This window comes from Bacillus sp. ISL-46, assembly GCF_018613205.1.
In genome coordinates this window covers 35,808-61,076 of the sequence record NZ_JAGGQR010000005.1, presented here as the reverse complement: position 1 = coordinate 61,076, position 25,269 = coordinate 35,808, and the positions used below count along the sequence as shown (strand labels likewise).

General features: G+C 38.6%; 18 protein-coding genes. 2 read left to right on the top strand and 16 right to left on the bottom strand.

Annotated elements, in window-relative coordinates; genetic code table 11:
* Window positions 1-14: 14 nt before the first annotated feature.
* From J7E67_RS02450 to J7E67_RS02440, 3 genes are all read right to left on the bottom strand, one after another.
* Complete coding sequence (locus J7E67_RS02450; protein ID WP_214730910.1) at window positions 15-872, bottom strand: ABC transporter permease; 858 nt, start codon at window positions 870-872, stop codon at window positions 15-17.
* Window positions 873-1,068: 196 nt separating this feature from the next.
* Window positions 1,069-2,706 (bottom strand): extracellular solute-binding protein, encoded by a 1,638-nt coding sequence (locus tag J7E67_RS02445; protein WP_214730863.1) that lies wholly within the window; start codon window positions 2,704-2,706, stop codon window positions 1,069-1,071.
* 573 nt (window positions 2,707-3,279) lie between these two features.
* On the bottom strand, window positions 3,280-4,221 hold the full coding sequence (locus J7E67_RS02440) for an arabinan endo-1,5-alpha-L-arabinosidase (RefSeq protein ID WP_214730861.1): 942 nt from the start codon (window positions 4,219-4,221) through the stop codon (window positions 3,280-3,282).
* Window positions 4,222-4,572: 351 nt separating this feature from the next.
* On the opposite strand from J7E67_RS02440, the gene J7E67_RS02435 reads away from it, so the two are divergent.
* Complete coding sequence (locus J7E67_RS02435; RefSeq protein WP_214730859.1) at window positions 4,573-7,128, top strand: LamG-like jellyroll fold domain-containing protein; 2,556 nt, start codon at window positions 4,573-4,575, stop codon at window positions 7,126-7,128.
* Window positions 7,129-7,282: 154 nt separating this feature from the next.
* Here J7E67_RS02435 and J7E67_RS02430 read toward each other — a convergent pair whose 3' ends face one another.
* From J7E67_RS02430 to J7E67_RS02420, 3 genes are all read right to left on the bottom strand, one after another.
* Window positions 7,283-8,209 carry an ArsR/SmtB family transcription factor gene (locus J7E67_RS02430; RefSeq protein ID WP_214730857.1) on the bottom strand — a complete coding sequence of 309 codons (927 nt, stop codon included), beginning with the start codon at window positions 8,207-8,209 and terminating at the stop codon, window positions 7,283-7,285.
* A gap of 242 nt (window positions 8,210-8,451) precedes the next feature.
* On the bottom strand, window positions 8,452-10,233 hold the full coding sequence (locus J7E67_RS02425) for an ABC transporter ATP-binding protein (RefSeq protein WP_214730855.1): 1,782 nt from the start codon (window positions 10,231-10,233) through the stop codon (window positions 8,452-8,454).
* On the bottom strand, window positions 10,220-11,989 hold the full coding sequence (locus tag J7E67_RS02420; RefSeq protein ID WP_214730853.1) for an ABC transporter ATP-binding protein: 1,770 nt from the start codon (window positions 11,987-11,989) through the stop codon (window positions 10,220-10,222). The genes J7E67_RS02425 and J7E67_RS02420 overlap by 14 nt, the downstream gene beginning before the upstream one ends.
* 248 nt (window positions 11,990-12,237) lie before the next feature.
* Between J7E67_RS02420 and J7E67_RS02415 the strand changes: the two genes are divergently transcribed.
* Complete coding sequence (locus J7E67_RS02415) at window positions 12,238-13,125, top strand: helix-turn-helix transcriptional regulator (protein ID WP_214716549.1); 888 nt, start codon at window positions 12,238-12,240, stop codon at window positions 13,123-13,125.
* 103 nt (window positions 13,126-13,228) lie between these two features.
* On the opposite strand, the gene J7E67_RS02410 is transcribed toward J7E67_RS02415, so the two are convergent.
* From J7E67_RS02410 to araA, 10 genes are all read right to left on the bottom strand, one after another.
* Window positions 13,229-14,203 (bottom strand): aldo/keto reductase family protein, encoded by a 975-nt coding sequence (locus J7E67_RS02410; RefSeq protein WP_214716548.1) that lies wholly within the window; start codon window positions 14,201-14,203, stop codon window positions 13,229-13,231.
* Between the two features lie 33 nt (window positions 14,204-14,236).
* Window positions 14,237-15,613, bottom strand: coding sequence for an MATE family efflux transporter (locus tag J7E67_RS02405; RefSeq protein WP_214730851.1), 1,377 nt, complete (start codon window positions 15,611-15,613; stop codon window positions 14,237-14,239).
* Between the two features lie 101 nt (window positions 15,614-15,714).
* Window positions 15,715-16,680 (bottom strand): glycoside hydrolase family 43 protein, encoded by a 966-nt coding sequence (locus tag J7E67_RS02400; protein ID WP_214716544.1) that lies wholly within the window; start codon window positions 16,678-16,680, stop codon window positions 15,715-15,717.
* A 38-nt stretch (window positions 16,681-16,718) separates the two neighbouring features.
* Window positions 16,719-17,669, bottom strand: a complete 951-nt coding sequence (locus J7E67_RS02395; RefSeq protein ID WP_214716542.1) for a glycoside hydrolase family 43 protein — start codon at window positions 17,667-17,669, stop codon at window positions 16,719-16,721.
* 19 nt (window positions 17,670-17,688) lie between these two features.
* Window positions 17,689-18,933 carry a sn-glycerol-1-phosphate dehydrogenase gene (locus J7E67_RS02390; RefSeq protein WP_214716540.1) on the bottom strand — a complete coding sequence of 415 codons (1,245 nt, stop codon included), beginning with the start codon at window positions 18,931-18,933 and terminating at the stop codon, window positions 17,689-17,691.
* A gap of 48 nt (window positions 18,934-18,981) precedes the next feature.
* Window positions 18,982-20,034, bottom strand: a complete 1,053-nt coding sequence (locus J7E67_RS02385; RefSeq protein ID WP_214716604.1) for an aldose epimerase family protein — start codon at window positions 20,032-20,034, stop codon at window positions 18,982-18,984.
* A gap of 113 nt (window positions 20,035-20,147) precedes the next feature.
* Entirely contained in the window at window positions 20,148-21,659 is a 1,512-nt protein-coding gene (arfA, locus tag J7E67_RS02380) for an arabinosylfuranosidase ArfA (RefSeq protein WP_214730850.1), read from the bottom strand.
* 88 nt (window positions 21,660-21,747) lie between these two features.
* Window positions 21,748-22,020, bottom strand: coding sequence for a DUF6171 family protein (locus J7E67_RS02375; protein WP_214716536.1), 273 nt, complete (start codon window positions 22,018-22,020; stop codon window positions 21,748-21,750).
* Between the two features lie 21 nt (window positions 22,021-22,041).
* On the bottom strand, window positions 22,042-23,532 hold the full coding sequence (locus J7E67_RS02370) for an alpha-N-arabinofuranosidase (RefSeq protein ID WP_251026524.1): 1,491 nt from the start codon (window positions 23,530-23,532) through the stop codon (window positions 22,042-22,044).
* Between the two features lie 236 nt (window positions 23,533-23,768).
* Window positions 23,769-25,253: an L-arabinose isomerase gene (araA, locus tag J7E67_RS02365; protein WP_214716534.1), complete on the bottom strand. Its 1,485-nt coding sequence runs from the start codon at window positions 25,251-25,253 to the stop codon at window positions 23,769-23,771.
* Window positions 25,254-25,269: the final 16 nt, after the last annotated feature.

Genomic DNA, 25,269 nt, shown 5'->3' with positions numbered 1-25,269 from the left:
TTATTTTTATATATTTACCATAAACTAATATTTGAAAATCTCTTCGCAATAAAATTCATAGCTAATAAGAAAATAAAATTGATGAGTGTATTAAATAAACCAATGGCAGCAGAGTAGCTAAATTGACTTGAAATAATACCGATCTTATATACATATGTGGCAATAACCTCAGAAACCGGAAGATTCAATGGGTTTTGCATTAAGAATATTTTTTCAAATCCTGTATTTAAGATATTTCCCATACTAAGAATAAAGAGGATAATCATCGTAGGAACGATGGCTGGTAAATCAACATACCGAATCGTTTGCCATCTGCTTGCGCCATCAATTTTTGCAGAATCATATAATTGCGGATCTACGCTTGCCAGCGCCGCTAAATAAATGATGCTATTCCATCCGGCATGCTGCCATATATCAGAAAGAACATATACTGGGACAAAGGTTTTTTCGGAAGCCAACAGGTTGATGTCCCCGAGCCCTAGCAATTTCATGACATGGCCGACAATTCCTGTTTCTGGTGATAATAAGACATTTAACAAACCAACCATAACAACCATGGAGATAAAGTGTGGCAAGTAAACAGTTGTTTGTAACGTTTTCTTCCATCTTTTCCCAAAAACTTGATTGATTATCAGCGCCATAATAATCGGTGCCGGAAATCCTAGTATAATCGTTGTTAAACTGATGGTGACTGTATTGGTCATTAAATCTTTGAACATATAGTTAGTAACAAATTGTTCAAAATACTTGATCCCAACCCATTCTCCCCCGGTAAGCCCCTTGGTAAAATCAAATTCGCGGAAAGCCAACTGGATGCCATACATCGGTATGTAGTTGAAAATAACAATAACAACAATAGCAGGCAAGATCATGAGCCACAATTGATAGTCACGTTTAAAGGTGTTTAATATTGTTGCTTTCTTTACTGTTTTGGCACCAGGTGTACTTGATAAATTTCTGTTTAATTTATTGGTTTCCGTGTTTATAAAGGCCACAAAAAGTACCTCCTTTATTTTAAGAAGATGCTATACCACTTCAAGATGGTATAGCATCCTCCAGAATGATATGTTATTTCTGATTTTTCTTGTAATCGTCATAATACTTTTGCATAACCTTTAGGTTTTCAGGCAGGCCGGTTTTCTCGGCATTTTTCACATAGGCATTCCATACTTTGTCAATGCCGCCTTTTGTGATCCACTGCGAGTATTTTGGCATCGCCAAATTCATAAGGTTTGTATCGTTTAAGCTTAATTTCGAATTGTCCTCTCTGCTGTATTTAATAAACATACCAGGGTAAACGTCTTTATCCTCATCTACAGCATTTAGTGCACCCATTAGCGGTTCGGTTTGCTTGCCAACTGATTGCATATCCGTACCAAGCTCAAGCTTTAAATCATCAGCAATATACATAGGTCCGTTATCGGCCCAAGTAGAAGTCCATTTCCATGTGCCTGGGTCCATTTTCGCATCCGCCGGAGGCAATACCTTGTAGCTGCCGTCTCCGTTATCCGCGATATTGGTACCCATTGAACCAAACAGTACTTGCATACTGACTTTTGGATCGTACAATTCATTGATAAATTTCATGGCAGCTTCTTTGTTTTTACTTTGAGCTGACAATGTAATCATATTGGCACCATAGTTTAGTGCGTTATAATCGTAGGTCCAGGATAATTTTGTGGTTGAGTCAGCTGACTGCTTTAATGGAGCCAACGTTGTATATTGCGGAGCCAGTGTGTTTCCGAATCTGTCTGTTACTTCCCAGCCATACGTATAACCAACCTTTGCAACATCACCATTTCCGCGGGCAACAGATTGGTATTTTGTGTAATCCTGAGTAAATACTTCTTTGCTGATTAACCCGGCTTTATAGCACTTATTCAAGAATTTAATAAATTCTTTATAACGATCGTCTGTTAAGAAGTTTTTCACTTTCCCATCTTCAACAAAATAGCCTTGGCCGCTGCCTTCAGCTAAAGTAATCCCAGTGCTTCCCAAAAGAACTGTCGGATGGAAGAAACCAAAGCCTCCTGTTCCAGTTGGAGCAAAGTCCATCGGAATTTCATCATTAGGATCGCCGTTGCCGTTAGCATCCTTTTCTTTAAAAGCTACTAAAACATCATACAATTCATCCCAATTCGTCGGCGCTTTTAACCCTAGATTGTCTAACCATTTTTGGTTGATAAATTGTCTTGTTGCTGTCGCCGGCCAAAACCGTTGATATTTAGGCAGTCCGTAGATTTTTCCGTCAAGCTGTGTGGCAATTCCCTTTGTTTCCGGTTTTGCTTCAAACATCTTTTTTACATTTGGCAATTTGTTGTCAATATCGTCAGATAAATCTTCAAACAAACCTTGGTATTGTACCTGATCTGCATCTGTAATAGCGTTTGGTCCAATAATTAAATCTGGAACATCACCGCTGGCAAGCATTGCACCCTTTTTCTGATCCCAGTCCGCAGTAACCTCTTGCCATTTAATTGTTACGCCTGCACGTTTTTCTACTTCTTTTAACCATTCCATTTTTGAAAGATCTTGTGTTAACGGATGTTTTGTAATAAGGGCAGTTATTTGTGCCTTGCCATCCTTTGTCTTGCCGCCACTTGCCGCATTTTCTTCGTTAGATGCCTTATCGTTAGAACAAGCAGCTAATATTGAGGCAGATAAAGATAGTGCCAGTAAACTCCTTAAAACCTTTTTCTTTTTCATCTGATTTCCCCCATTTTTACAATTTTTGAAAAAACATTTCCTTCAGAAGAAAAACACAATCTTTCTCTGTTCACCCCTTTTAAGAAATGGAAGTATATGTAACGTGAACGTACACAAAAAGAAAAAGATAACGTTCACGAGATACAACGAAAGTAAGTTATTTATTTTTGATACAGGCCAGGTAAAAAAAAAGTTCGTGTACGTTAACAAAAAAACAGGTGAAGTTCTTCAGTCAGATTGACTATTATCTAGAAAATCTTATCTAATAGGTAAAATTGACAGATTCTTGAGGTGTTAATTTAGTTAATAAAAATATTAATCTATTAACTAAATATTTTGAGGATATTTAAATGATAACGCTTACTTATATTTCGGTCAATTACTTTTTTATTTATTAATTAACAATAATATTAACCTTAAGTAACAATCGAAAAGATTACTAAGGTTGTTGAGGTAAATAAAATGACAATCTCTCCATTTATCGGAACAGTTTTTTAACATCTTTCAATTCATCAGCTAAGAGGCCCTCCATATACGTCCTTAGATGGAGGGCCTTTTTTTATATTCGCTCCTCTATAAATGCGGCCAGCCGTCTCCGTCCCAATACAAAGGTCTTATTTGCAAAGTAGGTTTCCCTTTTTTCAAGGCATCGTAGGCATGATTAACGAGGATGCTCGAATTACCGGAAAAGAAAACGGCACAATGCCCCGGTCCAATCCAGCGTTCATCTCCTGCATCAATCAACGTACCGCCTCCTTCCATCATTGAAACCCCATTCTTATCCATATAAGGCCCGCTTATCTCTTTTGCCCGGCCCACGACAATCTTATAGGTGCTTTCAATGCCGCGGCAGCAAAAATCAAACGATACAAACTGGTAATAATACCCGTCTCGATATACAATAAACGGCGCTTCAATTGTATTTGGTTCTTCGTTCCGTGTTGAGATGGAAATCAGTTCAGCTCCCGGAGCAGGCTTCATAGTTGCCGGATCTAATTGGATCAGCTTCATCCCCGACCAAAAGGAACCGAAATTTAACCAAGGCTGGCCTTCTTGATCAAAAATTAAATTAGGATCAATCGCATTGTAGTTATCTGCTGCAGTCGAGTGGATAACATACCCCAAGTCCTTCCATTCATAATCGGGATTTTCCGGATCAAGGGTGGTATTGGTCGTTAACCCTATAGCCGAGGTGTTCTTCCCGAAGGTTGAGACAGAATAATATAAAGAATAAACTCCATTATGAAAATAGATGTCTGGAGCCCATAAACTATCTTCCTCTTTCTCAGGAACATACTCCTTACTCCATTCCGGTAACGATGGAAATATTTGTCCTGCCTGCTTCCAAGTGACCCCATCTTCAGATGTTTTCATTTGAACGCCGTTTCCCGTATGAAAAACGTACCAGAGGTTTCCCTCCTTTGCGATTACCGGATCATGGGCCCATAAATCCCCCTTCAAATTCCATTCCATATCGTAAAAGTTAACTCCGCCAAAGTTATTCGAGTTACTCATCTTGTTCACCAATCCTTTTTAATAGTTTAAGTCATGATTTCCTCAAATTCTATCAAATATTAATAATTAGATTAATACATTAATAATAATATTAACAAAATAACAAAACAAAACGAAGACTTTCTTTCAAAATTCATTAAACATTATGTCTTTCAGTAAATAACAAGACTATATACCCATGAGTATTTAATTCACTCATAGTATTATTAATCCATTAATATTTATATTAATTATTTTAGTTCGTAAGCGCTTTATTGATGGTAAGAAAATCTAACTATAGGAGGGATTTCTAGTTTTAGCAGATTGGATGTATTTTCATATGGATTTGAAAAAAGAGAGGAGAACAACCTAATGAGGAAATGTTTGATACGAAGTTTTTCACTTGTTTTGCTAATGCTTATCTTAATTATCCCAACTACTGCACTTGGTACAGAAAATCCTATTAGTCCGCCAAGCGAAAATAATAATAAGCCACACCTTGACCATCAAGGTGAAACGCCTGATTTTCAAAATGTATCTGTTCACGACCCTTCTATTGTAAAAGATGGTAACACTTTTTACGTATTCGGCTCTCATATTGAAGCTGCTAAATCAACTGATTTAATCAATTGGCAAACATTTACCAATGGCTATACAACGCCTGGGAATAAGATATACGGTGATTTATCTAAAAATATAGCTGGTTCTTTTAAATGGGCCGGTGAAAATGATTCGGACAGCAAGGGCGGTTTTGCCGTTTGGGCTCCGGACGTTTTCTATAATAAAGACTATGTTAATGAGGATGGAACAAAGGGTGCCTATATGATTTATTATAGTGCATCATCTACTTATATCCGTTCTGCTATTGGCTATGCTGTATCGCAAAATGTTGAAGGTCCATATAAGTATGTGGATACTATCGTTTATTCTGGTTTTACTAGAGATGAAGCTTACGATGCAAATAGCACTGTAAATAAGAAATGGGATAATACTAATATTAAAAATCTTATTGATGAAGGTAAATTAGAAGGTCCAAGGTCTGGCTGGTTTAATGGTAATGGTTCTTTTAATAATAGTAACTTTCCCAATGCAATCGATTCTACTGTGTTTTATGACAAGGATGGCAAGCTGTGGATGACCTATGGTTCTTGGTCCGGAGGAATTTATGTACTTGAGATTGATAAGGCCACTGGTAAAGCGATCTATCCTGGTAAAGACGGGAAAACATCTGACGGAAGACTAATTGACCGTTATTTTGGAACCAAAATAGCCGGCGGTTATTATAAATCTGGCGAAGGCCCTTACGTTATCTATGATAAAAATACTGGCTACTATTATTTATATGTAACGTATGGCTGGTTAGGCGCTGACGGCGGTTATAATATGAGACAGTTCCGCTCAACTAGCCCTGATGGTCCTTATGTAGATGCTGCAGGACAAAATGCTGTTCTTCCAGGCAATGTTCAAAATACTCCATACGGAAATAAGATCATGGGTAACTTCTTGTTCGAAAGAAAAGTAGGAGATCCTGGAACAGGAATTGGAGTAGGTTATCTTTCCCCAGGACATAATTCAGTTTACTTGGATTCTAAGTCTGGGCAGCAATTTTTAGTTTTCCATAGCCGCTTCCCACAAAAAGGTGAGTATCATGAAGTCCACGTTCACCAAATGTTTATGAACAAAGATGGCTGGCCTGTGGTTGCTCCTTACCGCTATGCAGGTGAAACACTTGATAAGGTGAACAGACAAGACCTAATTGGTGAATATAAATTTATTAACCAAGGCAAAGAATATTCTGCAGCTATTCATAAATCAGTCTTCATTCGTTTAAATAAAGACAATACGATTACTGGCGATGTGACTGGTACATGGGAAAAGGACAGCCAAAATCAAGTAATACTAGTAATAGATGGCATAACTTATAATGGGGTATTTGTCCGTCAATGGGATCCAACTTCAGAACGCTACGTGATGACATTTACTGCCTTATCAAATGAAGGTGTATCTGTTTGGGGAAGTAAATTGGCAGATAAAACAGATGAAGAAGTCGTAGCAGCTGTTGTCAATGATTTGAAACTTGGTGATACAACAAAAGTCATTTCCAATTTGGCACTTCCTACTGAGGGAACTCGACATACAACGATTTCATGGTCATCATCAGACGAATCAGTTGTTTCTAACACTGGAAAAATAAATCGACCAGAAGCTGGTTCAGAAGCTTTGACTGCAACCCTTACTGCAACAATTACGAAAGGTAATGTCACAGCAACCAAAACCTTTGAAATTACTGTGTTACCATGGACAAACGCTGTGTTAACAGCATATTATGGATTTGATAATAATTTAAGTGACATTAATGGAAAATTTGCTGATGGTAATTTAACCGGAAATAGAATCGATAATACAGGCGGCAGCATTACTTATGCTGCCGGAAAAAATGGCCAAGCCGCCGTATTTAACGGAGCATCTGGCGTTCGCTTACCAGACGGGCTCATAAAAAGCAACCAGTATTCTGTATCGCTTTGGTTAAAACCTGAACAATTAACCACATACACTACAACTTTCTTTGGAGCAAAAGATCCTAATAACTGGGTGAGCCTTCTTCCGCAAGGACCGGCAGCCAATAACACCATGGTCTGGTCAGGCAGCGCAAGATGGTATGATGCCCCTATCGGTTCAACCATCAAAACTGGTGAATGGACACATTTGGCTTTCTCAGTTGATAATGGCACGATTAAAGTTTATGTAAATGGTGTTGAAAAGTATACAGGATCAGACTTCTCCAATATCTTTACGAGTTCCGATGGCAAATTTAGCCTAGCTGTCAACTGGTGGGATACTCCATATAAGGGTTTAATGGATGACTTACGGATTTATGAAGGTGCATTAACACCGTCACAACTTGCGGAATTAGCAAAGACAAACTAATAAAATTTAAAAAATCGTATGGTTGATCCATACGATTTTTTCTTTTAAGCTTTGTTAATTATTGTTTTTAGAGTTACTTGACCGATTACTCTGGATCAGCCACTTTCCAGTCACGTAGACCACTGATTTCCAGCAGTTTACCTAACAAAACCTTCTATTCAGCTCTAGTTAATTCTTTGTCACTGTAATAGAGCCGAAAAAGAATATCCTGATTATAATTCCCAAATCCTGCACCAAATAGTGTTACTCCACCGACATTTTCACTGTCTTCATGGACGGCAATCCGAAACGTCCATTGCTTGTCATGGATGTTTACATCGTCAAGACTCACATCTGATATCCTTATTCCATCCATATATGTTCCCTCAGAAGTAATTCTCAGGCGTTTTAGCAAGCCGTATTGATTGATCTCTGATGGCCACCAGTTAGGCGTATATTTCCCGCGGCTGTCACCAAAATCTCCCGGACTTGTCCACTTACCCAATAAAGTATTATTTAGGGAAAAATAAATATCAGATGGCCAATTGTTATTAGTAAAAGGAGCCTCTGATGATATTTCTAGTGATATTTCTAGTTCGTTAGGTTCCTGATTTCCGAGCAGAAAATTAGGTATTTTATACTCAATAAATCCTTTACTATACCACAACACTTTTGCATTCATGCGGTCAGAGTGAAGAAAGTAACGAGGATCATCAAACTCTCCTATAATTTTTTCTGCGGTTGCCAAACCGCATGTAGGTTCGACATAAAAATCGGTATAATGACCCACTGACACTTCTGTTGCATGGAATTTCTTTATTTCACGCTCTTTCGAAGGGAAAACAATTTCTAACCTCTCAACATTCAGAAAACACCTTTTTTGTAGTCCACCTTTGCCGCGAATTAATTCCGAATGGATGATTTCAGCTTTTTCTAATTTATTGACATGCATGGTCATGATTGCGCTGCTAAGTTCTAGACTTTCAGCCAATTCCTTTACATTTCGCGGGTGCTCAGCCAGGAGATGAATAATTTTTATCCTTACCTTGCTGGCAAGTGCCTCAAAAACAGGCAATGAATGTTCCGTAATATCTAAATTCATTTCTACTTCTCCACCTTAAAAACCATTAATAAATATATTAACAATAATACATTACTACTATAAAGAGGCCTATACAAGACTATATGACAAACTTTCTTTCTTTTTCTAGTACAAAAAAAAGCATACAGGCATCTGTATACTCTTCTCATTTTATGAATTATTAATTATTTATGATAAATAAATCTTTCACCCGGAACCATCATATGGAACTTTTGAGTTGGATAATTCTCTTCTTCTGCAGCTTACCCCACTTCTAAAGATTTATGCTGTGATTGATGCAGCTTCCAATAGTAACTCTTTCGATCCATTAATTCTTGATGAGAGCCTTCCTCAATAATTCTGCCCTTATCGATCACAAGGATGCGTGTTGCATTTTGAATCGTGGAAAGGCGATGCGCAATTATAAAGGAAGTTCTGCCCGCCAGTAAAGTCTCAAGTCCTTTTTGCAAGGCAAGCTCGGTTTCCGTATCGATTGATGATGTAGCCTCATCCAGGATTAAAATTTTCGGATCAGCTAACAGTGCACGGGCAAAGGAGATGAGTTGTCTCTGACCAGTGGAAAGCCTTGTGCCTCTTTCGTTTACCTCTGTTTGATATCTATCTGACAATCCGCTAATAAATGGATGTGCTTGAACCGCTTTCGCCGCTTCGATTACTTCTTCATCTGTAGCATCAAGCCGTCCATACCGAATATTATCCATAATTGTGCCTGAAAAAATAAACGGATCTTGAAGCATGACACCCATTTGCTTCCTGAGAGATGGAATAGTGACCGTGTTAATATCGATATCGTCAATTTCAATTCGTCCTCTGCTTACATCATAAAAACGGCTTAGCAAACTGACGATCGTTGTCTTACCCGAACCAGTTGCCCCGACTAGAGCTATCGTTTCACCCGGATTGACAGAGAAATTAATGTTCTTTAGGATTTGTTCCCCATCTTCATATCCAAAAATAACATCTTTAAATTCTACTTTTCCTTTGATTAAAGGAAGTTCTACAGCATTCGGACGATCTTTGACCGTTGGTTGTTCATCAATCATTTCAAAAATTCGTTCCAAATAGGCTGTTGCATTAATAATCGCATTATAGAAATTCCCGATATTTGCAATTGGTGCCCAAAACATTCCGATATAGCCGACAAATGCCACCAAAGCCCCAACTGATACGCCATTACCAATCAGCGATATACCAACAACATATATTAATGAGGTTGTCAGTATTGAAATGTTTTCAATCGAAGGCCATAACAGAAACTGAATTCGTACTGCCTTCATCCATGAGCTGCGATAACCTTCAGATACATTATTAAAAATGCGTTTATTTTCTTCTTCTCTCGTAAAAGCTTGAGTCACTTTAATTCCATTGATACTTTCATGAATATAAGCATTCATATTGGATTGTTTGTTACTTAACGTTTGCCATGCCTTTCGCTGGGCATTTTTTATAAGGAGGATTACTGCTGCAAGGATTGGAAAACCCAGCATGGCCATAAGCGTTAACTTTACATCAATGGCTAACATAAAACCGATAATCACGAAAAGACTGAAAAGGTCAGTAATCAAATTAATTAGTCCATTAGATAATAGATCACTTAATGAGTTTACGTAGTTTATGACTCTTACTAAAATCTTCCCATGCGGCCGGCTGTCATAAAATGAGAAGGATAGCTTTTGCAAATGGGTAAACAAATCTTTCCTAATATGAAGGATGACACTTTGCCCAATCTGAGACATCATTCTAATCTTAAATTTCATGCAAATTCCGGTTATAAAGAGGGCGATTAAGTAAATTCCGGCCAGACCCCATAAACCAGCAACATCGTTATTTGGAATCTTCTCGTCAATGGCTTTTTTAATCAAATAAGGACCAATTAAATTGGCGGAGCTAGCAATCAGCATGATAAAAACGATTAAAAGGATCTTTTTTCTGTAAGGTTTTAAATAAGCAAACATCCGCTTAAGATGAATAAAACTAAACGGGGACTCCAATTCTTCATCTACATCAAATTTATTGCGCGCCATTGAGATATATCACATCCTCACCATCGTGCTTACCATCAAAATTCCCATTTTGGTTCCTAAACACTTTATAGTAATACCCTTTTTTCGCAAGCAGTTCTTTATGCTTTCCTCTTTCAATTATCGTGCCATTTTCCATTACCAGAATTATATCTGCCTCTTTTACAGATGAAATCCGATGAGCGATAATAAAACAGGTTTTCTCCTTTAAAATGGACTTTAATGTTCGTTGGATACGTAGCTCTGTCTCCATATCCACAGCTGATGTTGTATCATCCAGGATCAGGATGGATGGATTTTTTAGAATCGCCCGGGCTAACGCAATCCTTTGTCTTTGACCTCCGGAAAGACCTACCCCCCGTTCCCCAATAATGGTGTCGTATCCTTCTGGGAGCTTGGAAATAAAATCATCGGCCTCTGCCATTTTGGCAGCAGATTGTACTGCGTCTAAGGTAGCTTCTGGGTTCCCGTAGGCAATATTTCCTTCAATTGTATCTGAAAAAAGAAAGACATCCTGCATTACCATTGCCAAGCTATCCCTTAATTTAGCGATATCCCATTCTTTTACATTAAGACCATCGACTCTTACTTCCCCGCTTGTTGTATCATAAAATCTGCTTAAAAGATTGACTAATGTGGATTTTCCTGCACCGGTTGGTCCGATAATACCAACCGTTTGTCCTGGCATCACTTTAAAGCTGATATCCTTTAAAACCGGTTCGTCACCATAGCTAAACGAAACCTGATTAAAATCCACTACCCCATTGATGTGCTTTACATTAAATCTTTTTCCTTCATTTTTGATCTCTGGTTTTGTATTTAACAAATCTTCCACTTTTTCAGCTGAAGCAATAAACCTCTGAACATCATTGATTAACCATCCAGCCATACGCATTGGATTATTTAATGCCCAAATCAGGGAATTAAAAGTCACTAATTCACCTAAAGTAAGGGAATGATTAATGACCATAGTGCCTCCCACTAAAATCATGACAACCGTTAATACTCCCGCTAGTGAATCGAGGACGGGCAGATACTTCTCCCAAACTCTTGCGGAGGCAAGGTTCTTCTCCTTAAAGGCCTCATTTTCTACTGAAAACTTTTCAATCTCGTAATCTTCCTTCGCAAAGGCCTTAACGACTCGATTCCCGCTAATGTTTTCCTGCACTACTGAATTCAGCCTGGCAAACTGGCTCCTGATCGCCGAAAAAGTAGGTTTAACGGTAAAGGATAAACGCGTAGCAAAAAAGCCGATAATTGGTGTGACTGCCAGCATGGCCAATGCTAATAGCGGGTTAATATAAAACATAAACCCAATCGCAAATAGTAAAATGGTAAGGTTTTCAAAAATCATATAAATAACCCAAGCCGTAAAATGCCTTACAGCTTCCATATCACCGGTCATTCGGGCCATAATATCTCCCGTTTTGGTCCGGTCATAAAAACTGAAATCCAACTGGTTAAGCCGGTCATACATCTGCCCTCTTATCGTTAATATGACACCTTGAGAAATAACTTCAAAAATCAATTGATAATTATAGCGGATAATGGTTTTAACTAGAGTTACTATGATCATTGACCCCAAAAGATACCATAATAGACCGTTCTGATGTCCATAAATGACCTTATCAATGATTTTACCCGCGATATATGGATTGATCATATTTAATACGGAAACAACAAGAGCCAAAAAAAGACCAAAAAATAATCTAACACGAGAATTCCTTATATACCCCCATGCCCAACGCATGCTTTGCATGATCGACTTCCTCCTCCCCGAAGAGCTTTTAAACATAAATACATCATATTATTGGATTTTCCATTATATGTATGGACATAAGTATATTAGGTCCATAGCAAGAGTTTGTTTATTTTTCACCCATGTTTCTTTCACCTCAATTATAAAAATAAAAACATTCATTAACCTATTATAGTGTTATAATCAAAGAATAAAATGTATAATCATAACAAAAAATTGCACAATCCTAACATTTGAGGAGAAAGAAAATGCTCCAATTACTAGCCCCGCCTTTGCCGACTCTTCTAGCGGCAGGTGAACATACCTTCGATATTGGTGAATCACATATAAACCGGAACAACATTGGTGTTTTTGATTTATTAGTGGTTACAAAAGGACAATTACACATGGGTGAAGACTATCATAAATTTCAGGTTTGTGAAGGAAAGACCCTTATCCTCTCCCCAGATCGGCATCATTTTTCAATCTCACCGTGTGATCAAGTTACCCATTTTTTTTGGTTTCATTTCATTACATCGAAAGGATGGAAGGATCTTACCATCTCTAAACCTTTTCATAACAATGAGAAAAAAGCTTTAGAATGCAGAAACGTCTTTTCTGAAAACCCTTTCGGAATAACACTACCTAAATTTTGTCAATTATCCAATCCCGAAGCTGTTGAAAGGCTGTGCTCAAAAATTATTACATCCGAAAATGAATCGATTTACTCCGGGGAATGGCAGCGACAAATACTCTTTCAACAATTGCTTCAGGAACTTTCAAATCATTTGCACTTAGCTAACTCTATGCCTGCCTTGGCTGTTGCAGAAAAAGCTGCCGTTTATTTGAGAAAGAATTATGCAAAAAAGATTACATATGAGGATCTTGGTCATGCGCTTCGATTCCATCCAAACCATATTGCAAGATGCATGATTCAGGCATTGGGCTGCACACCGATTGAATATGTTAATAAAATTCGAATGGATCAAGCAAAGATCTTACTAGTTTCAACCGATTGGAATATTGATAGAATTTCAGAAAGCTGTGGGTTTACTCAATCCGCCTATTTTAGTAGAACCTTTAAAAAACTAGAGGGTTTATCACCTAATCAATTTCGAAAACAATATATAGGAAAAATCCCGATAAATAACTCATGATAGTAGAAAAAAAGCAATCGTCCGATTTAGCTTCATATTTATAATACTTTAATAAAAAAAGCACCATTATGATCAAGAAAATGATCATAATGGGCTTTCCAAACTACCTTAAAGGAGCAAAATCCTTTATTTCTCCAAGAATTTGTTCAATTTCCAGTAAAACGTCATTACTTAATTCAATATCAACCGCTTTAACATTTTCCTCAATTTGCTGTGGCCGGCTGGCTCCGATAATAGCCGAACTAATACTCGGAAGACGAAGAATCCAAGCAAGTGATAACTGACTTAACGTAACTCCCAATTCACTAGCCAGCTCATTCAACTTTTGCACAGATTCAAGTACATCATTCCTAAAATAGCTATTGATAACCCAGTTGGTCGCATCATTAGCTGCCCGGCTATCTTCTGGTTTTTCAGTATTTGATTTATATTTCCCCGTTAATATCCCCTGAGCTAATGGTGAAAAGACGATTTGCCCCAGTCCTTTTTCGGTACAAACCGGCAGTATCTCGTTTTCTATATATCTCTCAAGCATATTATAGATGGGCTGATTAGATATTATTGGTCTTAAATAATTGGCCTTTCCAATCCCCACCGCGTTTTCAATTTGTGAGGCACTCCATTCACTTACACCGGCATATAATATTTTCCCTTGCCTGATTAAATCATCTAAAGCATATAAGGTTTCCTCAACGGGCACCTCCGGATCAAAACGGTGACATTGATAAAGATCAATATAATCCAACCCTAAACGTTTTAGGCTGGCATCACATTGTTCCAAGATATGCTTTCTGGAAAGTCCGCGTTCGTTTGGCCCAGCTCCCATTGGGAAAAATAGTTTGGTTGCTACGACGTAACTGCTTCTCGGATAAGCTTTTAATGCCTCGCCCAGCACCTCTTCTGCTTTTCCCCCTTCATACGCGTTAGCAGTATCAAAAAAGTTGATGCCTAGTTCATAGGCTTTATGAATACAATCATATGCGGTTTGGTTGTTAACAGCCTTTCCGTAGGTTAACCAGCTGCCTAAACCAATTTCACTAATCTTTAAACCACTATTTCCAAGTTTTCGATATTTCATTTATCCTTCCTCCTTCTTTAGTTGTTTCATATATTAGGAACTTACAGCTGCAGCTTTTTTATTTACGACTAATACCTTTTTCTCCCATGCCCTGCTCTTCCATCTAAAATACATGACAATCCCTCTAAACCACTCATCTACGATAAAGGCAATCCATACTCCCGCTAAGCCCAGACCAAAATGAATTCCTAAGATATAAGATATTGGAACAGCAAGCCCCCACATGGAGAGAACTCCCATTTTTACGGAAAAAGCGGCATCCCCAGCTGCCCTCAGTGAATTTACTACGATTAAATTGAAGGTCCTGCCTGGTTCAAGAATTAAACATAATAATAATAAAGTACTGCCTGTATGAATAATTTCTTTATTATTTGTAAACAGACTCATTAAGTCTTCTCTGAAAAAAGAAACTAAAATGGAAACTAAAATGGAAATAACAAAACTGGATTTAAGGCTCTTAAATAATTGACGATACGCTCCTTCATAGTCTCCCGCTCCAACACGGTATCCTATTAGGATTTGTGTCCCCTGTCCCATCGCTAATCCAAACAGCATAATAAAGGACATAATATCCCAAGTATAAACACGAGTAGATAAGGCAGCTGCTCCAAGTATAGCTGTAATGGCTGTCATGGCCATTTGGCTGGTATTGTAACTGATTTGTTCCCCGGCAGCTGGGATACCAACTTTTAGGATTTTTTTAATAAGCGGTAAATCGAAATGAAAATAATCTTCTCGTTTAATTCTTATTGGGAGCCGCTTATACATAAGAATAAAGGCAATAATGAGAGCTGACGCCCTGCTAAAAGCAGTTGAAAGGGCTACCCCTTTTACTCCCATTTCAGGGAATCCGAATAAGCCGTAAATAACCAAACTGTTTCCCGCTAAATGGATCACATTCATCATAATCGATACAAACATGGCTTCTCTAGTAAATCCATTTGCCCTAAGAATAGAAGAAACAGTAATTAAGATGGCCTGTAAAAATAAGGTTCCGCCGACAATCGATAGATACTCATAACCTATCGCGGCAATATCATCTTTAAGGTGGAATAACTCTAATAGCTGGCCTTTAAAAATGACCATTAAACAGCTTACAACTAAGCCAATTACCAAATTGATCGATACTGAGACAGCAGCCGCTTGTTTAGCACCTTCCCTCAAGCCGGCCCCTAAATATTGTGAAATAAGTACAGCCGTCCCAGTTGCAGTAAAACTAAATATTAGAATACCAAAAAAGACAAGTTGATTTGCCACTCCGACAGCGGCCACAATATCATCAGAAATATGCGACAGCATGATGGTGTCGGTGCTCCCCATGATCATTTGAAGCAGCAATTCAATAAAAATTGGCCAGGTAATGGCAAGTAAAGTTATTTTTCTATTATTTTGATCAATTGAATTTCCCATTTTTTATCTTCACCTCCTACAGAAAAAGATTCATATCAAAAAGATGATATGAATCTTTTTCTCTCTTTTTTGTAAATGCACTGAATGTCCGTTTTATTTAATTACTTAGGAAGCCCAAGGTTTGGAGTTCCATCCGGATTCCAGGTAAACTCTTTCGCACATGTGTGCCGATTCGGATCATAGAGCGGGTCTCCAACAATCTCTGTATAGTTTCTCACGTGGTAGACAAGGATATCCTTGCTTCCGTCTTCAGAAACTGTAAAGCTGTTATGACCAGGACCGTACTGGCCTGCTTCATAGTTAGTTTTGAATACAGGTTCTGTAGATTTACTCCAGGAGTTTGGATTCATTACATCACTGTTTTCATCCGCAGTTAGTAGTCCCATGCAATAATTTTCGTCGGTAGCACTTCCCGAATAAGAAATGAATATTTTACCGTTTCTCTTTAAAACCGCTGGTCCTTCATTTACCCAGAAGCCAATCGTTTCCCAATCATATTCTGGTTTTGCAATCATCACTTGCGGTCCTATGATGGTCCAAGGGTTTTCTAATGGTGCAATGTATAGATTGGAATTACCTCTGATGTTAGGATCCTTTTGAGCCCAAACAAGATATTGCTGACCATTATGCTCAAAAGAAGTAGAATCTAGGGCAAATGATTCCCAATCGGCATTGATTTGCCCCTTTTCTTCCCATTTTCCTTCTAGCGGGTTAGCAGATTTATTTTCAATTACGAACATGCGGTGTTGGAAAAGTCCATCAATAATTTCCTTTGATGGCGCAGCCGCGTAATATATATACCAGCTGCCATTAATGTAATGAATCTCCGGTGCCCAAATCAGTGCGCTCATTGGTCCTGTTTCATGCTTTCTCCAAGCAACCGCGGTTTCTGCATCCGCTATGCCTTGGATTGTTTTTGAACGTCTAACCTCGATACGGTCATATTCAGGAACAGATGCAGTAAAGTAATAGTATCCGTCCGTATGTTTATATACCCATGGATCCGCTCTTTGCTCGATAATCAGATCCTTTGATGTTTTGGCTTCTTCGATTGTTACTTTTACCATGATAATCTCCCCTATAACAAGATGTCAGCTATTCTAAATTATTTTGCATCTGCTACCGGAACGCCAAAATTCGGTGTACCATCTTCGTTCCAAGTAAAAATCTGAGCCCGAGTATGGCGGTTTGGATCCCATAACGGGTCACCCTCAATATTCTGATAATTACGCGCATGATAGATAAGAATATCTTGGCTTCCATCTTCAGAGACCGTGAAGCTGTTATGTCCTGGTCCATATTGGCTTGTTTCTTCATTTGTTTGAAACACAGGTGTTTCTGATTTTTTCCAAGATGTTGGGTCTAATAAATTATTATTTTCATCTGCAGACAGGAGACCCATGCAATAATTGTAATCTGTGGCACTCGCAGAATAGGCGATGAATATTTTTCCGTTTCTCTTTAAGACCGCTGCACCTTCGTTCACTAAAAAGCCGATGGTCTCCCAATCATACTCAGGTTTTGTAATCATTACTTGAGGACCTTCAATCGTCCACGGAGTCACCATTTTAGCGATGTAAAGATTTGAGTTTCCAACAATTTCAGGGTCTCTTTGTGCCCAAACATAATATCTTTGCCCCTTATGCTCAAAGGTAGTAGCATCAAGTGAAAAGGACTCCCAATCTGTTTTCACTTGCCCCTTTTCTACCCAAGATCCTTCAAGCGGGTTCTCGGAATCATTTTCAATCACATACATACGATGGTCAAAAATCTCGTCTGCTCTAGCAGCCGCATAATAGATATACCATTTTCCGTCGATGTAATGAATCTCAGGTGCCCAAATATTGGCGCTCATCGGGCCCTCTTCATGCTTTCTCCAAGCAACTATAGGTTCGGCTTCGCCTAATCCCTGAATTGTTGCCGCCCTTCTGACTTCAAGCCGGTCATATTCTGGGACCGATGCTGTGAAATAGTAGTAACCATCTGTATGTTTATATACCCATGGATCGGCACGCTGCTCGACAATGGGATTATTTAATGTTTCAGCCTTTGGCATAATTGATCACCTTTTCCGTTTAATTTCTAACTTTAACTTGATGACTAACTTTGACTACTTCATTTAGAAACTTTAGAGCGGTGAAACGGTCTCTTAGCTGATGAGCTTCGGTTAAACTACGCACCACAAGATCTTCGTCAATTCCCAATTGTCCCGGCATTGTTTCGCCTCCAACTTGTTCTATAAGCTCACGTAGTTGAGAAGCTTTTGGAATAGCCCCGTATACAGCTCTAATTTCTTGAATGTTTTCTTTAATATTTTTCACGATACTATCATCATCAGTTGTTTTAATATTATCCTCTAATTTTGTAAATTCCGAAATTAGTTGGATAAAGTCCCTTTCATATACATCCGCTAGGAGAGAAACCGCCACCCCTACCTTTGCCCCATGAAGGACTTGAGGGCGGTTTTGTCGTAAAAATTCCATCTCCCAATAGTGTGAAAGGTGATGTTCCCCTCCAGAAGCAGGATGGGATTGGCCAAATAATAACATGGCTAAACCGGATTTAATGAGGGCCTCAATGAGGATACGAATGCCTTCTTCATCTACAGCGGCAATTTTATCTGCTTTTTCAACGCATATATCAAGTGCTTCTCTTGTAATTTTTGCAACTAGCGGGCAATATGGCTCACCGACAGTGAGATTTCCAAAATTCCAATCTGCCAGGGATGTATATTTGGCTAACATATCCCCCAATCCTGCTGCAATCATTTTCTTTGGTGCATTTCGTAATACGTGTAAATCAGCAAATACCGCAATTGGCGCCATCATTTGAAAAGTTTGCTTTATTCCTCTAACAATTAATGGTGCTCCCATTGATGTAAAGCCATCGACAGAAGGAGCAGTAGGGACAGAAATGAACGGAATTTTTATCTTAGTACTTGTAAAGCGAGCGATATCATGGATGGTACCAGAACCTACAGCTATAATGACATCAGTATCTTGAGAAGTATCTAACAATGCTTGCACTAAAGACTTTTCGTCCGCCACTACATCATTATTCTCGTCAGGCTTTAATAAACAGGTAGAATAACCAACCTTAGTTGCTGATAAATATTTGGTTAGGTCTGCTCCAGCAACACGAAAAGTATGTTCGTCTGCAATGATGACTGCCTTTTTAAAAGCTTTTCTTTCTAAGTAGACTGCTGCTTCCCTTAATACATTGTTGCCAACTAAAATTGTCTCAATCGGTATCCCATTATGATGATTGCCGCAGTCACAACTGTTTGCTAGACTGATAATTTCTGTTATTACTCTTTCCATTATTGTTCCTCCTGCTCCTTCAAAAATTTACCCTCATTCTTGCTTTACTTAATTGGCTGTTAGCCCGAATTTATACTTTGTTACAGATGTGTACACTTGGTCTTTTTCTAAGACCCAAGAAGGAAAATTAGGATGGTGGATGGCATCTGGCAGCCCCTGGGTTTCTAAACAAATGCCAAGGTATTTACGGGAAGGAACACCATAAATCTCACCTTCTGACTTTATTTGGTTTCCAGAGTAAACGACTACTCCAGGCTCATCTGTTTCAATTGTCAATGTACGGCCACTCTCGGAATCTTTAAGAATAATTTCCTGGTCATGGTTTGATGTTAGTAAAAAGGGATGATCATACCCATTGCCGGCTAATTGATTTTGAGGATAATTGGAGTCAACCCCGGATTGAATGAATCTATCACTAGTAAAATTAAATGGTGTGCCTTCAACGTCCAGTAGTTTTCCGGTTGGAAGTAATTCATCATTTAATTCTAGGAACTTATCACTCTTAATAGATAGAGAATGGTTGAGAATGTCCCGTTTAATATTTCCACTTAGGTTAAAATAGGAATGATTGGTCATATTTAATAGTGTACTTTCATCCGATAATCCAGAATATTGGATGGTTAGTTCATTATTATTATTGACTGTATAGGTTACCTTTACGTTTAAATTTCCAGGGTAACCTTCCTCTCCATCCGGACTTAGGTATGAAAATTGAACACTTACTTCTTCGTCATTCTCGGTAACGGAGGCATCCCAAATAACTTTATCAAACCCTTTATTCCCCCCATGGAGGTGGTTGTTGTTTTCGTTTTTTGCCAGGGTATATGTTTTTCCATCAAGATCAAATGATCCACCCTTTATCCGGCCAGCCACACGTCCTACAACCGTTCCAAAAAAATAACTTCCATTTTGATATTCTTGTAACGTGTCATAGCCTAAAACAATATTTTCATAGTTTCCTTCTTTATCAGGAGTGATGATTTTAGTAATAATACAACCATAATTGATGCATGTTAGTTCCATACCGTGGTCGTTTACAAGTGTAAATGAATTAACGGTTTGATTGTTTATTTGACCAACCTTCTCTTGGATAGCTTTCATATCAATCCTGCCTTTCATTCTTCTATGTTCGCTCGTATTGATAACATTTAAATACAAAAATAGTTCCATCTCCTTTCAATCAGGGGATCAAAAGGAGATGGAATAAGCATGAGTTACTTGCGTTTAGCTAAACGGATTACATTCCAAGATAATTTAGGCAGTACAGCTGTTACTCCGCCATTATCAGCCTTAGCATTTCCGTTAGAATGAGGTGCAACAGGTGTACCTTTAGCGGAATTGGTTTGCTTGATATCATCATTTTCAAGTACGATATGCTCTACTACTTGGTAACCTTCGAAGTTACGGATGTCGACAGCTAACTCTAAACCTTCTTGAAGGTGACGGTTTACAGCAAAGATGGTTAATGTTTCATGTTCTTCGTTGTAAACAGCAGTTGACTCTAAATATGGAACATCAGTGAAATCTTTACTATCATACTTAGGGCTTGAAATGATTGGATTTAATGATACACCACGGCCAAAAACAGAAGTATGCATATAAGGATAGAAAATCGTTTGCTTCCAAGCCGGCCCGTTGTCTTCGGTCATAATTGGCGCAATAACATTAACCAATTGTGCAAGACAGGCAATTTTCACCCGATCTGCATGCTTTAACATAGTAATAAGCATACATCCTACTAATAAAGCATCTTCAAAGTTATAGAGATCTTCTAATTGTGGTGGTGCAATACTCCAAGGTTCAATTAGTTTATCCTGCTCTCTGCTGTGATACCAAACATTCCATTCATCAAATGAAAGATTTATATTCTTTTTGCCTCGTTTTTTAGCTTTAATATAGTCGGCAATGGAAATGACAGATTTAATAAAGTCATCCATTTCTAAAGAAAGAGCTAAATAGTTAGAAATTTCATTATCATGGTTGCCGTAATATTGGTGAAGCGAAATAAATTCGACATGATCATAGGTATGGTCAAGGACAGTTGCTTCCCAATCTGCAAATGTCGGCATATTTCGGTGCGAACTTCCACATGCAACAAGCTCGATTGTAGGATCAACCCACTTCATTACTTTTGCCGCTTCTTGGGCAAGGCGGCCATATTCAGCAGCCGTCTTGTGACCGATTTGCCATGGACCATCCATTTCGTTACCTAAACACCAGGTCTTAATGTTATAAGGATCGTTTACTCCATGGGATTTTCGTAGATCGCTATAGTAAGAGCCGCCGGGATGGTTACAATACTCAACTAAATTTCGAGCAGCATCAATCCCGCGTGTTCCGAGGTTAACGGCCATGTTTACATCCGCGTTTACCAGCTGGGCCCATTTCATAAACTCATTTGTTCCCATTTCGTTAGTTTCGGTTGTACGCCAAGCCAATTCTAATAGACGTGGGCGATTTTCAAGAGGACCTACTCCATCTTCCCAGTTATAGCCTGAAACAAAATTTCCGCCTGGGTAGCGAACAAGGGGAACCTGAAGTTCTTTTACCATTTCAATTACATCTTGACGGAATCCATTTTCGTCGGCTTGAGGATGTCCTGGCTCATAAATCCCGCCATATACTGCACGACCCAAATGTTCAATAAAAGAGCCATATATACGATTATCAATCTCGGATACTTTAAAATCTTTCTCTAAGATCATCTTTGCCTTTTTGGCAGCCATTGTTATTCTTCCTCTCATATCCTGCTACATACAATCATGCAAGTAAATAGATATATTATCAAAATAATTTAATAGTAGAGATTACCGACTAACTAACCTTTTCCCATTTCGGTTTACCAGCAAATGGACAGCTTTTGTTTTTAAACTTGGCTCGATAGCGGACAATACATCCACTATGAGCGCAAGTCGTACCGTATTGAAAGGAAGGACAGTTTTCACAAATTTTTAATCTTGCTTCGTAGACTTCATCCGATACAATAACAGAGCCATCTTCCTCAGCCTCTTTTACGAGTTCATCGATGACATCTTCTGTTACAATTACACTTTCGATGCAGCCTTTGCATAGACTTTTTTCACTCACTGTAATTTCCCGCCTTCTTAGTTATTCAATAACTAATGTAACAACAGACATTGCTGGAAGTTTGATCGCCAATTTGTTGTTTTCCACAGTTACATCCGTAAATTCAACTGGCTTAACCACTTCTGGCTGTTCAAATGTATTGTGAGCATTCATATTGTCGGCTGTAATAATCGTACCTGAAACGTTTGTCACTGCTGCCTGAACGCCGCGAAGATCTAGATCCAAAACAGCTTCATTTTGGTGATCAATATTACAAAAGCTGATATGAACCTTACCTTCAGTATTTTTTGATGCAGATACAGTTACTTGTGGTAATGTTTCTCCATTGTACTCATATGAGCCAAATGAAGAATCAACAGCCAAAAGTTCTGCGTCCTGGTGGACCTTGTACATATCAAATACATGATAGGTAGGAGTAAGAATCATTTTTTCGCCTTCTGTTAAAATCATGGCCTGAAGTACATTGACAGTTTGGGCAATGTTCGTCATCTGAACACGGTCACTATGATTATGGAAGATGTTAAAGTGCAATCCTGCCACTAACGCATCACGGATTGTATTTTGTTGATATAAGAATCCTGGATTTGTTCCTGGCTCTACATCAAACCATGTTCCCCATTCATCTATTATCATGCCGATACGTTTTTGAGGATCATATTTATCCATGATAGTGCTGTGTTTTGTGATTAACTCATCCATATGAAGTGCTTTTTTCATGGTAATAAACCATTCATCTTCCGGAAAATTAATAGCAGATCCTTTACCCAGCCAGAAATCTCCTGGAATGGTGTAATAGTGAAGGCTTAGCCCATCCATTAACCAGTGGGCATTTTTCATTAACACTTCTGTCCAATTATAATCATCGACATTGGCTCCGCCGGCAATTTTATAAATTTTATTATCACCATAGTTTCTTACATATGTTTGATAACGACGATATAGGTCGGCATAATATTCAGGTCGCATGTTACCACCGCAGCCCCAGTTTTCGTTACCTACGCCGAAATATTTTAATTCCCATGGCTCATCATGACCATTCTCACGGCGCCAGTTAGCCATTGGTGATTCGCCTTCAAATGTCATGTATTCAACCCATTCGGACATCTCTTGAACAGTACCACTCCCCACATTTCCGCAAATATAAGGCTCACACTCTAGCAATTCACAAAGAAGCATAAATTCGTGGGTTCCAAAGTGGTTGTTTTCTACAACGCCGCCCCAGTGTGTATTAACCATGCGCTTGCGGTTTTCCTTAGGACCAATGCCATCCTTCCAGTGGTATTCATCGGCGAAACATCCGCCCGGCCAGCGGAGGACTGGAACCATAATGTTCTTTAATGCTGCTAACACATCATTACGAATACCCTTTGTATTTGGGATGGAAGAATCTTCACCAACCCAAATGCCTTCATAAATGCATCTTCCAAGGTGTTCTGCAAAATGGCCATAGATATTTTTATTGATTTTTCCTTTTTGAATATCCGTGTTGATAATTACATTATTCGCCAACATTAACGCCTCCATTTTTTAGATTGATAGAATTTAAAAGGAGTCCACAACTCTTGTATTATTGGTTTATTAAAAGAAATTTATAGACGGTCTTTGATTTTGTTTATGATGCTATCAGGGGTAAATCCATATTCTTTAGCAATCCTAGAAATGTATGTGTCAACTTAATAGCAGGGCTATTATTTTACTAATAGCCCTGCTTATTATAGTTAAAAAGATTACTTAATTAGTGCCACTTATTAACGAAAAATAACGTCATTCCAACGGATTTCGTTATTGAATGCATGAGTGTTTGTGTCTTTATTAATAACTAGGTACTCGATTCCAGCTAGTTCAGCAAAATCTCTAAGCTGCTCAGTTGTTACATTATAAGAGAAGCCAGTATGGTGCGCCCCGCCCGCTTGGATCCAGTTTTCAACCGCTTGGCTTAATGATGGCTGAGTCTCCCATAATACCCGTGCAACAGGAAGTTTTGGCATATCTTTTTCCGGCTGTACAGCATCCACTTCATTAACAAGCAGACGGAAACGGTGTCCAAGGTCAACAATGGTTGCATTTAGGGCAGAGCCGCCTCTTCCATCAAACACGATTCGAGCAGGATCTTCCTTACCGCCAATTCCAAGTGGATGAACCTCGATTTTTGGACGTGTTGCTGAAATGGTTGGGCAAACCTCAAGCATATGGGCACCAAGGACCATTTCTTTACCTGGCTCAAAATGATACGTGTAATCTTCCATGAAGGAAGTTCCTTCATTACCCGCAATAATTTTCATCAGCCTAACAAGAGCAGCTGTTTTCCAGTCACCTTCACCAGCAAAACCATAGCCCTGTTCCATTAAACGCTGTACAGCTAAACCAGGTAGCTGACGCATACCATGTAAATCTTCAAAAGTAGTTGTGAATGCAGTATAACCGCCTTCAGTTAAGAATGCTTTCATACCAAGTTCAACTCTAGCTTGATAACGGATGGAATCCCGAACTGGACCATCAGTAAGTCCTTCTTGAGTAATATCGTATTGCTCTTCGTATTCAGCCATTAACTGGTCAATTTCTTGTTCAGTTACATCGTTCATGCGTTGAACGAGGTCACCTACTCCGTAACCGTTTACTGTCCAGCCAAACTTGATTTGCGCTTCTACCTTATCACCATCTGTTACCGCTACTTGGCGCATATTATCACCAAATCTTGCAACCTTAAGGTTTTTGCTTTCCTCAAATGCTACTGCTGTTCTCATCCAGCTACCAACACGTTCTCTTACTTCTGGATTTTCCCAATGACCAACTACAACCTTACGTTTTACATTCATTCGTGCTGCGATGAATCCATGTTCACGGTCACCATGTGCAGCCTGATTCAAGTTCATGAAATCCATATCGATTGAATCCCAAGGAATATCACGATTAAATTGTGTAGCTAAATGCAGATAAGGCTTTTGTAGTGCAGAAAGACCTGCAATCCACATTTTTGATGGTGAGAATGTGTGCATCCAAGTAATGATACCCGCACAATTTTCATCAGCATTTGCTTCTAGAATCAATTTGCGAATTGAATCAGAATCTTTTACTACTGATTTAAAAATCAACTTATAAGTTACTGCAGAATCATCAGCCAACCCGTTTACGATGGTTTTTGAGTTTTCCTCAACTTGACGTAGTACATCTTCTCCGTATAATAATTGACTTCCTGTTACAAACCAGAATTCATAAGCTTTTGTTGTTAACAAGATAATTCCTCCTAAG